This window comes from Phycicoccus sp. CSK15P-2 (assembly GCF_016888005.1).
In the GTDB taxonomy this organism is placed as follows: domain Bacteria; phylum Actinomycetota; class Actinomycetes; order Actinomycetales; family Dermatophilaceae; genus Phycicoccus.
The window spans coordinates 69,111-82,774 of record NZ_JAFDVE010000013.1 but is presented as its reverse complement, the minus strand read 5'-3'; the positions used below and the strand labels follow the sequence as shown (position 1 = coordinate 82,774).

The window sequence follows — 13,664 nt, the reverse complement described above, 5'->3', positions numbered from 1 at the left end:
GCGTGGATGCCGTGCGCACACTGGAGGGCGAGGTCCGTGAGCTCATCCGGCGCTCGGGGCTCGACCCGGTCCGGGACGAGGGCGCGGTGCGCCGCCTGGTCAAGGACGCGGTGTCCGACTACGACGAGCGGTCGATGTCCGGTGGGATGCCGGTGCTCGAGGACGTCGAGACGGCGTCGAAGGCGGTGTGGGACAGCGTTGTCGGCTACGGGCCGTTGCAGCAGTACTTCGACGACCCGCGGGTCGAGGAGATCTGGGTCAACGAGCCGTCGCGGGTGTTCGTCGCGCGGGACGGCGTATCGGAGCTGACGACGACGCTGCTCACCCACGACCAGGTGCGTGACCTCGTGGAGCGGATGCTCAAGGCGTCCGGGCGTCGGGTCGACCTGTCGACTCCGTTCGTCGACGCCGTGTTGGCCGATGGCAGCCGGTTGCACGTGGCGATCCCGGACATCACGCGGGACCACTGGTACGTCAACATCCGCAAGTTCGTCGTCAAGGCCGACTCGATGGAGGACCTCGTGCGGCTGGGCACGATGAGCGCGCAGGCGGCGCGGTTCCTCGAGGCCGCGGTGGCGGCGGGCCTGAACATCCTCGTCGCGGGCGGGACCCAGGCGGGCAAGACGACGATGCTCAACTGTCTGGCGTCGGCCATCCCGGCGCGGGAGCGAGTCGTGACGTGCGAGGAGGTCTTCGAGCTGCGCATCCCGCACCGCGACGTCGCGGCGATGCAGTGCCGCCAGCCCTCGCTGGAGGGGACCGGTGAGATCCCGCTGCGCCGGCTCGTCAAGGAGGCGCTGCGGATGCGGCCATCGCGGATCATCGTCGGCGAGGTCCGGCAGGCCGAGAGCCTCGACCTCCTCATCGCCCTCAACTCGGGCCTGCCCGGGATGTGCACGATCCACGCCAACAGTGCCCGCGAGGCCGTGACGAAGATGTGCACGCTGCCGCTGCTGGCGGGCGAGAACGTGTCGGCGCGCTTCGTCGTGCCGACGGTCGCGTCCTCGATCGACCTCGTCGTCCACGCGGCGCTGGAGCGGGACGGGCGCCGGGTGGTGCGCGAGATCGCGGCGGTCCCGGGTCGTGCCGAGGAGGACGTCGTCGAGATCGCCGAGCTGTTCGTCCGCCGGGGTGACCACCTCGTGCGGGCCGACGGCTTCCCGCCGCACGTCGACCGGTTCGAGCGGGCGGGGTACGACGTCGCCGCCCTGCTGGCGCAGGGGCCGTCGTGAGCGGGCTGCTCGTAGGCCTCGGGGTGGGGGTGGGCCTGTTCCTCGTCTGGTGGAGCATGTGGGTCCCGACGCCCGACGAGCCGCGCCCGGGCCGCCGGGGCGGGCCGATCAGCAGGCTCTCCGACGAGGTCGTCCAGGCCGGGTTCGCCGGCCTGTCGGTCCGGACGCTCCTCGTCGCGTGCGTGCTCGCGTTCCTCCTCGTCCTGGCGATCGTCCAGCTGACCATCGGCGTCCTGCCCATCGCCGTGTGCTTCGCAACGATCGCCGGCGGCGTGCCGATCGGCGTCGTCCGGCGTCGTGCTCGAGCCCGCCGTGCCGTGCTGCGTGACCTGTGGCCCGAGGCCGTCGACAACATCACCTCGGCGGTCCGGGCCGGGCTCGCTCTGCCCGAGGCCCTGGCCCAGCTGGGGGAGCGTGGGCCGGAGGAGCTGCGCGATCCGTTCCGCCAGTTCGCCGACGACTACCGGCTCACCGGGCGGTTCGCGGACTGCCTCGACCGGCTCAAGGAGCGGCTCAGCGACCCCGTCGGCGACCGGCTGGTCGAGAGCCTGCGGATCGCCCGCGAGGTCGGGGGCAGCGACCTCGGGCGCCTGCTGCGCACGCTCTCCACCTTCCTGCGGGAGGACGCCCGCACCCGCGCGGAGCTCGAGACGCGCCAGTCCTGGACGGTCAACGCGGCCCGGCTCGCCGTCGCGGCGCCGTGGCTCATCCTCGCGCTGCTGTCGTCCAACCCGCGGTCGGTCGCGGCGTACTCGACGGCCCTCGGTGCGGCGGTCCTCGCGGCAGGCGCCGCCGTCACCGGGCTGGCCTACTGGGTCATGATGCGGATCGGGCGGCTGCCCGAGGAGCGGCGGGTGCTGCGGTGAGCGGGCTCGTCCGTGAAGGCGCCCTGCTCGGTTTCGTCGCGGGGCTCGGCCTGCTCATGGTGTGGCGCGGCCTGCCCCGCAACCGGCGGCACGGCCTCGCCGACCGGGTCCTGCCCTACCTGCGCGACACCCCTCGGCCGTCCCGGTTGCTCGGTGACGGCCCGGAGCACTCGGGTCTCGTCCGTATCGTCGCCGTGCCCCTCGTGCGGGAGCTCGCCGTCGGTGTGGAGCGAGTGCTCGGCGGGGCTGCGTCGGTGCGCAGCCGCCAGCTGCGCGCCGGGGACGCACCGGACGTCGACCGCTTCCGGGCCGAGCAGGTCCTGTGGGGCGTGCTCGGGGCCGTCGGCGCCGCCTCGCTCGGCACGCTCGGGGCGGTGTCGCGTGGCACCTCGGTCGTCGTCGTCCTGCTCATGACCGGCATCGGCTTCGCGCTCGGCCTGACCGGGGCCGACTACCTGCTGTCCGCCCGCGCCAACCGGCGGGAGCGCAGGATGCTCGCCGAGTTCCCCACGGTCGCCGAGCTGCTCGCGCTCGCCGTCGGCGCCGGTGAGGGTGCGGTCGGCGCGCTGGAGCGGGTCTGCCGCCTGTCGCAGGGTGAGCTCGCGGCCGAGCTGCGCCGCTGCCTGGCCGATGCCCGCGCCGGCGCCAACCTGCCGTCCGCGCTCCAGGGGCTGGCCGACCGCACCGGCCTGCCCAGCCTGCGCCGCTTCGTCGACGGCGTCGTCGTCGCGGTGCAGCGCGGCACTCCGCTCGCCGACGTGCTCCGCGCTCAGGCCCAGGACGTCCGGGAGGAGGGCCGGCGCAGCCTCATGGAGGCGGGCGGTCGCAAGGAGATCGCGATGATGGTGCCGGTCGTCTTCCTCATCCTGCCGGTCACCGTCCTCTTCGCCGTCTACCCGGGCTTCAGCCTCTTCCGCTTCACGCTGTGACCGATCGAAAGGAACCCACGATGACCTCGACGCGTACTCTCGCCCGTCGGTGCCACCAGGCCGCTCTGCGTCTCGCCCTCGGAGCGCCACGCCGCCCGGAACGGGGCGACGTCCCCGGCTGGGTGCTCATCACCCTGATGACCGCGCTGCTCGTCGCGGCGCTTCTCACCGTGGCGCAGGACGAGCTGGTCCGGATGTTCCAGCGGGCCATGAGCACCGTCGGCTGACGACGCTCGTGTCGGACGCCCGCCGCGACGAGGCGGGCGCGGCCGTCGTCGACTTCTCGATGGTGTCCGTGCTCCTCATCGCGCTCTTCCTCGCCGTGCTGCAGCTCGGTCTGGCGCTGCACGCCCGCAACACGCTCGTGTCGTGCGCCTCCGAAGGGGCGCGGTACGGGGCGCGCGCTGATGCGGTGCCCGGTGCCGCGGTCGCGCGCACCCAGGAGCTCGTCAGCGCCTCGCTCTCGCCGCGCTACTCGCGGTCTGTCAGCTCGCGCGAGACGGTCGTCGGGGGAGTTCGGGTCGTCGAGGTGCGGGTCGTCGCCCCGGTGCCGGTGCTCGGGCTGTTCGGCCCGGAGGGTCGGCTCGACGTCGTGGGCCGGGCCTTCGCGGAGGACCAGTGACCCGCCCACTGGTGCGCCGGGACGAGCGGGGCAGCGCCGTCGTGGAGTTCGTGTCCCTCGGGGTGCTGATGCTCGTGCCGCTCGTCTATCTCGTGATGTGTTTGGGCCGGGTGCAGGCGGGGGCGTTCGCGGTGAGCCAGGCGGCCCGCGAGTCGGGGCGGGCGTTCGTCACCGCCGACGCCGGTGAGGACGCCGCGGCCCGCGCGCACTCGGCGGCGCGGATCTCGTTCGAGGACCAGCGGTTCGGCGACATCGGGCGGGTCGAGATCGCGTGCGACGGCAGCCCGTGCCTGCGCCCGGGCGGGCAGGTGCGCACCACGGCGACGGTGCGGGTGCCGCTGCCGCTGGTGCCGGCGTTCTTCGCCGACGCGGTGCCTCTGACCATCCCGGTGTCCGCCTCGCACGTGTCGACGGTCGACCGGTTCCGGAGCCTGCCGTGACCTCCCCGGCAGCGGGATCCCGTCGGGACGAGCGGGGGACGATCAGCATCTACATCCTCGGGCTGACGCTCATCGCGATGATGCTCGTCGCGGGTGGTGTGGCGGTCACGTCGGCGCACCTGTCCCGGATGCGCCTGCTCGACGCCGCCGACGGCGCCGCGCTGTCGGCGGCGAACGCGCTGGACGAGGGCGCCTACCGGGGTGGGGTGGGGGAGTCGGTGCCGCTCAGCGATGCCTCGGTGCGGGCCCGGGCGGCGGAGTACCTCGCCCGGGAGCAGCGGCCACGCTCGGTCGTGGCGTGGGGGCTCGCCCCGGGGACCGGGACACCGGACGGTCGGACCGCAGTGGTCGCCCTGACCGGCCAGGCCCAGCTGCCGATGGTCGGTGGCCTGTTGCGTGACCTCGGGGTGAGCATCACCATCCGGGTGGAGTCCCGCGCCCGCTCCGACGTCGTCCAACCCTGACCTGTCGTCTTGTCTCCGACACGACCACCTGCCGCTGCGCGGTCGGATGACGCCCCGCCCGCCACTGCGTCCCCGACGCCACCCGAGAGACGCTCCGATACCGCAGGGACGCTGTTCGGGTGGAACCCGAGGCGTTGACGGACGCCACCCTGTGACGCTCCGCTGTGGGCAGATCCGCCCACAGCAGGATCTGCTTCCGCCCGGCCCTCTTGTGCGCGCATCGTGGTCGGCATGGACGACGACCGACCTCACCGTGACCGCTCTCTCGACACCGAGCTGAGCCGACGACTCTTCGACCGCAGGGTGCTGCTGCTCGGCGAGCCGCTGGAGGACTGGAACAGCAACCGCATCTGCAACGGGCTGCTGCTCCTCTCGCTGGATGACCCGAGAGCGGACATCCACTTGCTCGTCAACTCTCCCGGCGGCTCCGTCCCCGGGATGCTCGCCATCCGTGACTGCATGCGGGCCGTCCCCAATGACGTGCGCACCGTCAACCTCGGGATGGCCTACAGCGCCGGGCAGTTCCTCCTGTCCTCGGGCACGAAGGGCAAGAGATTCGCCATGGCCCACTCCAAGGTGTTGCTGCACCAGGGCTCGGCAGGCATCGGCGGGACGGCGATGGACATCGCCATCCAGGCCGAGGACCTGCGCGAGACCCGGGACACCGTCATCGGGCTCATCGCCGAGGACACCGGCCAGGACCGGGCGACGGTGGAGCGGGACTCTCGCCGCGACCGCTGGTTCAGCGCGCACGAGGCGCTCGAGTACGGCTTCGTCGACGCCGTGGTGGGCGGGATCGAGGACGTGCTGCCGGACGGCCGGCGCGTGGTCGGCCTGGGGGGCGTTCGATGAGCGAGCACTCGAGACTGCCGGTCACGAGCAGCTACACCATCCCGTACGTCACGACCCGGACCCCGCAGGGCGAGCGCACTGTCGACGTCTACAGTCGGCTGCTCGCAGACCGCATCGTCTACGTCGGGACGCCCATCGACGACGGTGTAGCGAACGCCACGATCGCCCAGCTGCTCCACTTGGAGACGGACCGGCCGGACGAGCCCATCAGCCTGTACGTCAACTCGCCCGGCGGCCAGATCCCCGCGACGCTCGCGATCTACGACGCGATGCAGTACGTACGGGCGCGGGTCGAGACCACGTGCGTCGGTCAGGCGGTGGCGAGTGCCGCGGTGCTCCTGGCGGGTGGCGCACCCGGCTACCGGCAGATCCTCCCCCACGCCAGGATCGTCGTCCACGCTCCCGCGGCGGAGGGCCGCGGCACGATCCCGGACCTCATCCTCGAGGCCGACGAGGTGGAGCGGGTCAGGACGATGCAGGAGGAGCTGCTCGCCCGGCACACCGGGCGAAGCCGGCAACAGGTGCGTGAGGACACCGAACGCGACCTCGTCCTGACGCCGGAGGCGGCCGTGGAGTACGGCATGGTGGACTCCGTCGTCCCGCCGCGGACGGCAGCAGGATGATGCCGTGTCTCAGGCAGCCAGCCGTACGGTGCCGTTCGGCGCGCTTGGGCGCCCTAGACGTGTCGAGGTGCGGCCGGCCAGCTCGGCGACCGTGAGGTCGAGGGCGCCGGCGACGGCGGCCAACACCTCGGAGGACGCCTCCTTGCGGCCACGCTCGATCTCGGAGAGGTACTGCACCGACACGCCGGCGCGGTCCGCGACGTCGACGAGACGTTCGGCCCGTTCGGCGCGCTCGCGGCGCAGCTCTGTCCCCACCGCCTCGCGCCACAGCGGCTCTGCCCGGGCAGGCGAGGTGGATGAGACCGGACGATGCAGCGGGACGACGGTGCTCATGGCCCGACGGTAGACCCATCTCCGGCGACGGGTGCAGCGTTCTGCCGACAGCAGAGTGCAGAGCGGCCTGGGCCGGCGGCCCTGCGACGAGCGCCGTCACCCGCCAGCGCGGCATCCTCGAGAGCAATAGTCAATACCTGTGGACGGCATGTTCACGCGACTGCTGATTGTGGTTCCCCCGACCGGGAAGCCGCATAGAGAAGCCCTCCACGATTCGGGGGGAACCACACGAAGAGGGATCTGGCGATGTCCTTGGTGATGGATGGTGCGGACGCCACGTCAGCCGACGGTCTGGCGGGAGCGTGAACGCGCCTCGGCAGGCGCTGGGGTCTCGTCCTCCGGGGTCACCTCGTCGGTGTCCGGCCCGCCGTCCGACGGCGCCTGCGAGCGCCGCCACTGCTTGCCGCGCTGCAGGTCCCACCACGCGAACGCGAAGTACACGACCGTGCACCAGATCGTCACCGCGTAGAACATCTCGCGGTTGAGGAAGTACTCGAACAGGTCCGGGCTGGCGAACATCACCCGCCACCCGAGCACGAACGGCACGACCAGCCCGACGACGAGCCACACCGCGCGGATCGCCAACGTGAGCGGCCGGCGGTCCGGGGCGTGGTCGTGCGGCTCCCGCTTGGCCTGCTCGGCCTGGAACTCGGTCACCCGCCGCTGGAACGCCACCTCCTTCGACACCTGCTCGCTGAAGTCGTCCCCGGCCCCGAACCGCCGCGCCAGCACCGTGTACAGCACGACCGACAGCGCCCACGTCGGCAGGAACAGGTAGTAGAACGGCATGACATCGAGGACGTCCAGCCCGAACCCGAACGCCAGGCACACGCCCCACGTGACGATCGCCGGCACGTTGGTCCGCAGCCCCTTGTACTGCGCCCAGTACTGCGTCATCCCGAACCGCGGCAGCACCCAGTGCTCGGCCAGCGCCATCCCGCCCACCGGCACGAGGATGAGCCCCGCGTACGTGAGCAGCGGCAGCATGCTCCGGTAGACGAACGGGAACAGGCTCGCGAACACCACCCCGAGCCCGACGAGCATCGTCACCCGCCACCGCGGCATCCTCGGCAGCAGCGCCTGTGCCGCCAGCCCGGCCCGGTACAGGTTGGAGTTCGCCGTCGTCCACCCCGCGACGATGACGATGACGAACCCCGAGAGCCCCAGCGCGTAGAACGCCACGTCACCCGGCTCGGCCACCATGATGCTGATCTCCATCGTCGCTGCCGTCGCCGCACCCATGAGGCCCGCCGAGATCCACGCCACGTAGTGGCCGAACATCATCCCCGTGCTCGTCGCGAGGCCGTACGACGGCTTCTTCGCGTACCGCAGCAGCGCCATGTCGATGAGCCCGAAGTGCGCGAACGTGTTGGCCGCCCAGGCGAACCCGATGACCTCCCAGATGCCGATGCCCGGCTCGCCCTCGGCGTTCGTCCCGGTGAACACGCTCGACCCCGCGATGTCGACGAAGTCCTGGAAGCTGCGCAGCTCGGTGTAGCCCGTGACGGTCTGCGCGAGCGACGGGATGAGCACCATCCCGCCCACGGTGAACATCACCATGAGCCACGGCGCGCAGATGCCGGCGAACTCGGTGAGCGCGTTGAAGCCGAACGCCGCGACGAGGACGACGATCACGCCCACAGCCACCGCGACGACGACGAACAGGAAGCTCGTCGGGTACGCCTTCTCCTGCGGTGGGATGTCGAAGAGCGCGCGCACCGCCGTCGCCGACACCGTGATCATCGCCGCCGAGATCGCGCTGAAGATGACGACGTTCGCGCCGTTGTAGAACTTCGCGACGGTGTCCCCGCCGAACCGCTCGAGGTAGCCGAACAGGCTCATCCGGGTGCGCGTGGCGATCGGCGAGGTGACGAGCGTGAAGCTGAGCACCGCGAGCGCGTTGCCGATGAGCAGGCCGACGAGGATGTCGGTGATGTCGGCGCCGAGCCCGACGAACGTCGCACCGATGACGAACTCGGTCGCGGCCACGTGCTCCGCCGCGTACAGCCCGAGGAAGTGCCCGAGCCCGTGCCGTTTGTGCGGCGCGACGGGCAGCTGCTCGTCGTCGATCTCCTCGAGCGGGGTGTCGGGGGCGAAGCCGGCTGTGGCCATGGTGTCCTCCTCGGGGGACGCGAGGTCGGCGGGCGGATGCGGTGGTTCAGTCCTCGGTGCGCTCGGACTGGGCGATGACCTTCTCGGTCACCCACTGGGCGTCCTCGAGGGCCTGCTCGACGGTGACGGACCCGTCGAGGACCGCGGCGACGCGGTTGCCGACGGCGGTGCCGATGCTCGGGAACGAGGGGATCGACACGTACTGGATGCCGGTGTAGGGGACCGGCTGGGTCGTCGGCTGCTCGGGGTCGGACTCCTCGATCGAGGCGAACGTCGCGTCCGCGAACGGTGCCGCCTCGCGGTACTCCTCGTTCTCGTAGAGCGAGGTACGGGTCCCCGGCGGCACGTTGGCCCAGCCGTCGGACCGCGCGACGAGGTCGGTGTACTCCGTCGACGTCGCCCAGGTGACGAACTCCTGGGCCGGCCCGGCATCGTCGGAGCTCTCCGGGACGGCCAGCGCCCACGACCACAGCCAGCTGCTGCGCACCGACTGCCCGGCGTCGGGCGCCAGCGCGAAGCCGACCGAGTCGGCCACCTGCGAGGACTGCGGGTCGACGAGCGCCGAGCCCGCGACCGAGGCGTCCACCCAGATCGCGCACCTGCCCTCCTGGAAGAGCGAGAGCACGTCGGTGTAGCCGAGGCTCGTGGCGTCGTCCGGCCCGTGCTCGGTGAGGAGGTCCGCGTACCGCTGCAGCGCCGTCGTCCACGCGCCGGTGCGCAGGTCGGGCGTCCAGTCCTCGGTGAACCAGCGGCCGCCCTCCGCGTTGGCCATCGCGGTGAGGAGTGCGACGTTCTCGCCCCAGCCGGGGCGTCCGCGCAGGCAGATGCCGTTGACGTCGCCCTGGTCGAGCCGCTCCGCCGCCCCGGCGATGTCGTCCCACGTGGGGGAGTCCGGCATCGTGAGCCCCGCCTGCTCGAACAGGTCCGTGCGGTACATCGTGATGGCGGACTCGCCGTAGAACGGTGCGGCGTAGAGGGTTCCGTCGTGCGAGAGCGCTTCGCGCACGGTCGGCAGGAGGTCGTCCTCGGCGTAGTCGGCCGGCAGGGCGTCGAGCGGGCGCAGCCACTCCCGCTCGGCCCAGATCGGCGCCTCGTACGTCCCGATCGTCACGATGTCGTAGCGCCCGCCCTGGGTGGCGATGTCGGTCATCACCTGCTGGCGCAGCCGGCCCTCCTCGAGCGTGTCCCACTCGAGGGTGACGCCCGGGTGCTCGGACGTGTACGCCTGCGACAGCTCCCGCAGGCGGACGAGGTCGCGGTTCTCGACGGTGGCGATCCGCAGGGTCGTCCCGGAGCCCTCGTCCTCCCCGGGCTCGTCCTGGGAGGCGCAGGACGCCGTCGCGAGCAGCACGCCTGCCAGTCCGGCCGCCGCCACGGCCCGTTGTCGTGTGGCCATCCGACTCACCCACCCTCGGGCCGAGGCCCTGTCGACGTCGTTGTCGACCCCCGGGAAGGGGACCAGTACCCCCCACTGTGACCCCGGTCACGTGGGGTCGCAACCGGAGTGGGGACGCCCTCCCGGCGGCGGCCGGGCCGGTCCCGGTGCTCGCGTAGGCTTGCCCCTCGTGGCCACCGACTTCACCCAGGAGATCAAGGACCTGCGCACCACGATGTCGACGGTCCGGGAGGTCACCGACCTCGCGGCCCTCGAGCAGCAGATCCACGACCTCGAGCAGCAGGCCGCCGACCCCTCGCTCTGGGACGACCAGGAGCGTGCCCAGCAGGTGACCTCCGGGCTGTCCCGCGCCAAGGCCGAGCACGAGCGCGTCACCGGCATGGACCAGCGCGTCGACGACCTCGAGGTCCTCGTCGAGATGGCCCAGGAGGAGGACGACGCCGAGACGATGGCCGAGGCCGAGCGCGAGCTCACGTCCCTGCGGAAGGCCGTCGCCAACCTCGAGGTCCGCACCCTCCTCTCCGGCGAGTACGACGCCCGGGAGGCGGTCGTCACCATCCGTGCCGGCGCCGGGGGAGTGGACGCCGCGGACTTCGCCGAGATGCTCATGCGGATGTACCTGCGCTGGGCCGAGCGGCACGGCCACCCGACGAAGGTCATGGACACCTCGTACGCCGAGGAGGCCGGGCTGAAGTCCGCGACCTTCGAGGTCAACGTGCCGTACGCCTACGGCAACCTGTCCGTCGAGGGCGGCACCCACCGTCTCGTCCGGATCAGCCCGTTCGACAACCAGGGCCGCCGCCAGACCAGCTTCGCCGCCGTCGAGGTCGTCCCGCTCATCGAGGGCACCGACTCCATCGACATCCCCGAGAACGACCTCAAGGTCGACGTCTTCCGCTCCAGCGGCCCGGGCGGACAGTCGGTCAACACCACCGACTCCGCCGTCCGGATGACCCACCTGCCCACCGGGCTCGTCGTCTCGATGCAGAACGAGAAGAGCCAGATCCAGAACCGGGCCGCGGCGCTGCGCGTCATGCAGTCCCGGCTGCTCCTGCTCAAGAAGGCCGAGGAGGCCGCCGAGCGCAAGGAGCTCGCCGGCGACATCAAGGCCAGCTGGGGCGACCAGATGCGCTCCTACGTCCTCCAGCCGTACCAGATGGTCAAGGACCTGCGCACCGAGCACGAGGTCGGCAACCCCGACAAGGTCTTCGACGGCGACATCGACGACTTCATCGAGGCCGGCATCCGGTGGCGCAAGGCCCAGGAGAAGGCCGAGGCCTGAGCAGGCAGCGGCCTCCCGGGGCCCTCGCGCCCCGACGCCGCGCCTGGGGACGCCCGGGCCGCGCCCCCGCCGGGACGGCGCGATCGCCGAAGGGGTCCGGGCGCCGGATGACGGAGCCGTCCTCGTCGCCACCGCTTCGGCCGACCCGCGCGCAGGCCCGCCGAGGAGACGCGCAGGAGCCTGCTCTCCGTCCGCGCACTCGCCACCTGCGAAACCCACTGGTCCCGGGGCGAGAGGGCCCCGGGACCAGCGGTCGTGCGTGAGCGGTGGCTGTGACTAGCCGTCCGCCCCGAAGTACGTCGTCTGGTCGCCCGCGGCCTTAACCGCGTTCTCCAAGGCGCCGTCCGCGACCGACTTCGGCCCGCCGAAGGCGAACATGTAGTCGAGCGAGGCACGTGAGCGCAGCAGCCGGGACTGGGTGGGGTCCGGGAGGGTGCTGTAGCCGTTGGTGAGCAGGATCGGCTCACCAAGCAGTCCCATGAACGCGCCACCCGAGACGGCGTCCGGCCAGTTGCGGCCGTCGGCGATGGCCCCGACCCAGCTGGCGGGGAAGAACGAGTCGAGCACGTTGCTCGCGACCTCGTACCGGTTGTCACCGCCGATGACCGTGGTGCGGTCGTCCTCGATGACCGACTGGGCACCACTGCCGCCGATGGCGAAGATGTCCGCGTCCGCACTGAGCGAGTCGAGGTACGCCTTCGTGACTCCGGGGAGCTTCGAGCGGTTGGAGAGCAGCACCGGGGCGTCGAGCTGGGCCGCCGGCGGGCCGGCGACGAGCGCGTCGGCGAAGGCCGTGCCGGAGGAGACGAACGCGGTGGTGGGCTTCCTGCCGCGCAGCCTGTCCAGCTCCTTGGCCACGTTGACCGCGACCTCGTACCGGTCGTCACCCGCGAGGCGGGTGACCTTGTACCCGGCGCGCACGAGGTCGTCCTTGACGGTGTTGGACACCGACACCGTTCCACCGAGGATGTAGACCGTGCCTCCCGGCTTGAGCGTCTCCTCGATCGCGGCGCGTGCCGCGGGGTGCAGGGAGGAGGACGGCGTCAGCAGGCTCGGGCCCTTCGAGGCCACGGCCAGAGGGCCTCCGGCCAGGGCGTCGGCGTAGGCCTTGCCCCCGGCGAGGACCACCGCGTCGGACTCGTTCTCTTCGTAGAAGAGGGAGGTGAAGTAGGCGACCTCGTAGCGGTTCGCACCGCCGACGCGGATCTCGGTGGCGGTGGGGTTTTTGGCACCCCACGACAGGACGGTGGGGGCCGGAGCACCCGACGCCCCGGACCACACGAGGACCTCGGAGTCGCTCGAGGCGAACCGGTTGTCGCTGCCGGCGCGCTTGACCCGGACCTCGAACTTCGAGCAGCTCGACGGTGTGGTGCCGACGGCCTTGACATAGGCGAGGAGCTTACGCGTGGGGTCGAACGCCGGCGCAGCGGCGTCACATCGGGCGCCGGCCTCCGCGACCACGACCGGGTTCGTGTACGTCGTGCCACCGGCGCCGCCACCGTCCTGGTGGTCGACGTAGAGGTGGTGTTCCGTGGCGTTCTTCGGGTCGGTGCCCTCGAACGCGAGGAAGGTGGCGCCGTCGTCGCCCGGGAACGCCCCGGCTCCCGGCTCCTGCGCGAGGGTCGGCAGGCCAGGGGTGTACTCGGACAGCCCGATGGTCCCCCCGGAGGTCCCGGTCGTGGAGAAGAACGGGGTCGGAACGACGGACAGCTGGGTGCCCGAGCCGCCCGGAGCGCGTACGACCGCGGAGCCGCCGTACGGGGAGACCGCGGCGTCCGTGGCACCATCGGGGGCCACGAGCTCGGCGGACATCCACGGGTTCGTGGCCTGGGCCGTGAGCGCCCCGGCCTTGCGGGTCGTGAAGCCGTCGCCGAAGGGCGCCCAGCCGACCGGAACCTCGGACTCGTCGTACGTCACCGTGGAGCTGGCACCGATGGCGGACACCTTGACCGTGGACGACCCGGGGATCCGGTACGCCATGGCGTCACCGGCGGGGCCGACGACGACGTCGGTGCGCGCCGTGGACTTCACCGGCGAGCCGCTGGGGACGCCGCTGCTGTTCACGGGTACGTTCCACGACGCGAGGCCGTCGGAGACGTACAAGGATGAGGCGGGCTGGGCCTCGGCCTCGTTGGACGCGGCATGCCCGCTGCGCTCGAGCCCGGCCTCGAGCAGAGCGCGCGCCGACGGGGCGCTCTTGGCCGAGCCACTGTCCGGCGACGGGGGCAACGTGTGGGGAGCAGCTGCGGCGCCGGTGGCTGGCACGAGGGCCGCACCGGCGATGCCCGCAAGCAGGGCGAGGAGGGGACGGAAACGTTGCACGAGGGTCCTTTCTTGACCACGACTCCGACGCGCCACGACGGACAGGGGCGTCGCGTGGCGGGAGCCCTCGGTCCCGGGTGCGGGGGTCCAGGGCGCGAGAAGCGTAACCGGAAGATCCGCCGGGCGCGCGGGTCATTGCGACAACTCGCAACGTTCAGCCCTCCCGCGCGGGACAACCCGCCGATGGCCTG

14 protein-coding genes are annotated in these 13,664 nt (G+C 71.9%); 10 read left to right on the top strand and 4 right to left on the bottom strand.

Annotated features, from left to right (window positions below; all coding sequences use genetic code 11):
- Nucleotides 1-2 precede the first annotated feature (2 nt).
- The 9 genes from JQN72_RS08975 to JQN72_RS08935 all read left to right on the top strand — a co-directional run bounded on the left by JQN72_RS08975 (nucleotide 3) and on the right by JQN72_RS08935 (nucleotide 6,028).
- Nucleotides 3-1,232 carry a CpaF family protein gene (locus tag JQN72_RS08975; RefSeq protein WP_204134834.1) on the top strand — a complete coding sequence of 410 codons (1,230 nt, stop codon included), beginning with the start codon at nucleotides 3-5 and terminating at the stop codon, nucleotides 1,230-1,232.
- The gene (locus tag JQN72_RS08970; protein WP_204134833.1) at nucleotides 1,229-2,098 is read left to right on the top strand and encodes a type II secretion system F family protein; all 870 of its coding nucleotides are present in this window, start codon (nucleotides 1,229-1,231) and stop codon (nucleotides 2,096-2,098) included. Before JQN72_RS08975 ends, JQN72_RS08970 begins: the two co-directional genes overlap by 4 nt.
- Entirely contained in the window at nucleotides 2,095-3,027 is a 933-nt protein-coding gene (locus tag JQN72_RS08965; protein WP_307812550.1) for a type II secretion system F family protein, read from the top strand. Before JQN72_RS08970 ends, JQN72_RS08965 begins: the two co-directional genes overlap by 4 nt.
- A gap of 20 nt (nucleotides 3,028-3,047) precedes the next feature.
- Nucleotides 3,048-3,254 carry a hypothetical protein gene (locus JQN72_RS08960; RefSeq protein ID WP_204134866.1) on the top strand — a complete coding sequence of 69 codons (207 nt, stop codon included), beginning with the start codon at nucleotides 3,048-3,050 and terminating at the stop codon, nucleotides 3,252-3,254.
- 8 nt (nucleotides 3,255-3,262) lie between these two features.
- On the top strand, nucleotides 3,263-3,649 hold the full coding sequence (locus JQN72_RS08955) for a pilus assembly protein (protein WP_307812548.1): 387 nt from the start codon (nucleotides 3,263-3,265) through the stop codon (nucleotides 3,647-3,649).
- Nucleotides 3,646-4,089 carry a pilus assembly protein gene (locus JQN72_RS08950; protein WP_204134832.1) on the top strand — a complete coding sequence of 148 codons (444 nt, stop codon included), beginning with the start codon at nucleotides 3,646-3,648 and terminating at the stop codon, nucleotides 4,087-4,089. Before JQN72_RS08955 ends, JQN72_RS08950 begins: the two co-directional genes overlap by 4 nt.
- On the top strand, nucleotides 4,086-4,553 hold the full coding sequence (locus JQN72_RS08945) for a pilus assembly protein TadG-related protein (RefSeq protein ID WP_307812547.1): 468 nt from the start codon (nucleotides 4,086-4,088) through the stop codon (nucleotides 4,551-4,553). The genes JQN72_RS08950 and JQN72_RS08945 overlap by 4 nt, the downstream gene beginning before the upstream one ends.
- A 231-nt stretch (nucleotides 4,554-4,784) precedes the next feature.
- Nucleotides 4,785-5,405 (top strand): ClpP family protease, encoded by a 621-nt coding sequence (locus tag JQN72_RS08940; RefSeq protein WP_204134831.1) that lies wholly within the window; start codon nucleotides 4,785-4,787, stop codon nucleotides 5,403-5,405.
- Nucleotides 5,402-6,028, top strand: a complete 627-nt coding sequence (locus JQN72_RS08935) for a ClpP family protease (RefSeq protein WP_204134830.1) — start codon at nucleotides 5,402-5,404, stop codon at nucleotides 6,026-6,028. Before JQN72_RS08940 ends, JQN72_RS08935 begins: the two co-directional genes overlap by 4 nt.
- A 9-nt stretch (nucleotides 6,029-6,037) precedes the next feature.
- Here JQN72_RS08935 and JQN72_RS08930 read toward each other — a convergent pair whose 3' ends face one another.
- From JQN72_RS08930 to JQN72_RS08920, 3 genes are all read right to left on the bottom strand, one after another.
- Nucleotides 6,038-6,361: a helix-turn-helix domain-containing protein gene (locus tag JQN72_RS08930; RefSeq protein WP_204134829.1), complete on the bottom strand. Its 324-nt coding sequence runs from the start codon at nucleotides 6,359-6,361 to the stop codon at nucleotides 6,038-6,040.
- A 279-nt stretch (nucleotides 6,362-6,640) separates the two neighbouring features.
- On the bottom strand, nucleotides 6,641-8,473 hold the full coding sequence (locus JQN72_RS08925; protein WP_204134828.1) for a cytosine permease: 1,833 nt from the start codon (nucleotides 8,471-8,473) through the stop codon (nucleotides 6,641-6,643).
- A gap of 46 nt (nucleotides 8,474-8,519) precedes the next feature.
- On the bottom strand, nucleotides 8,520-9,869 hold the full coding sequence (locus JQN72_RS08920; protein ID WP_204134827.1) for a sugar ABC transporter substrate-binding protein: 1,350 nt from the start codon (nucleotides 9,867-9,869) through the stop codon (nucleotides 8,520-8,522).
- A 169-nt stretch (nucleotides 9,870-10,038) separates the two neighbouring features.
- Here JQN72_RS08920 and prfB point away from each other — a divergent pair, with 169 nt between their 5' ends.
- Nucleotides 10,039-11,151, top strand: coding sequence for a peptide chain release factor 2 (gene prfB / locus JQN72_RS08915; protein ID WP_204134826.1), 1,113 nt, complete (start codon nucleotides 10,039-10,041; stop codon nucleotides 11,149-11,151).
- A 276-nt stretch (nucleotides 11,152-11,427) separates the two neighbouring features.
- Here the strand turns inward: prfB and JQN72_RS08910 are convergent, their stop codons facing one another.
- A complete protein-coding gene (locus JQN72_RS08910) occupies nucleotides 11,428-13,473 on the bottom strand; it encodes a cell wall-binding repeat-containing protein (protein WP_204134825.1) in 2,046 nt (681 codons plus the stop codon).
- Nucleotides 13,474-13,664 lie beyond the last annotated feature (191 nt).

Bases quoted from the DNA above. Each gene is read 5' to 3' on its own strand.
- JQN72_RS08960 (WP_204134866.1), top strand. From the start codon at position 3,048: ATGACCTCGACGCGTACTCTCGCCCGTCGGTGCCACCAGGCCGCTCTG.
- JQN72_RS08940 (WP_204134831.1), top strand. From the start codon at position 4,785: ATGGACGACGACCGACCTCACCGTGACCGCTCTCTCGACACCGAGCTG.
- JQN72_RS08935 (WP_204134830.1), top strand. From the start codon at position 5,402: ATGAGCGAGCACTCGAGACTGCCGGTCACGAGCAGCTACACCATCCCG.
- JQN72_RS08930 (WP_204134829.1), bottom strand. From the start codon at position 6,361: ATGAGCACCGTCGTCCCGCTGCATCGTCCGGTCTCATCCACCTCGCCT.
- JQN72_RS08925 (WP_204134828.1), bottom strand. From the start codon at position 8,473: ATGGCCACAGCCGGCTTCGCCCCCGACACCCCGCTCGAGGAGATCGAC.
- JQN72_RS08920 (WP_204134827.1), bottom strand. From the start codon at position 9,869: ATGGCCACACGACAACGGGCCGTGGCGGCGGCCGGACTGGCAGGCGTG.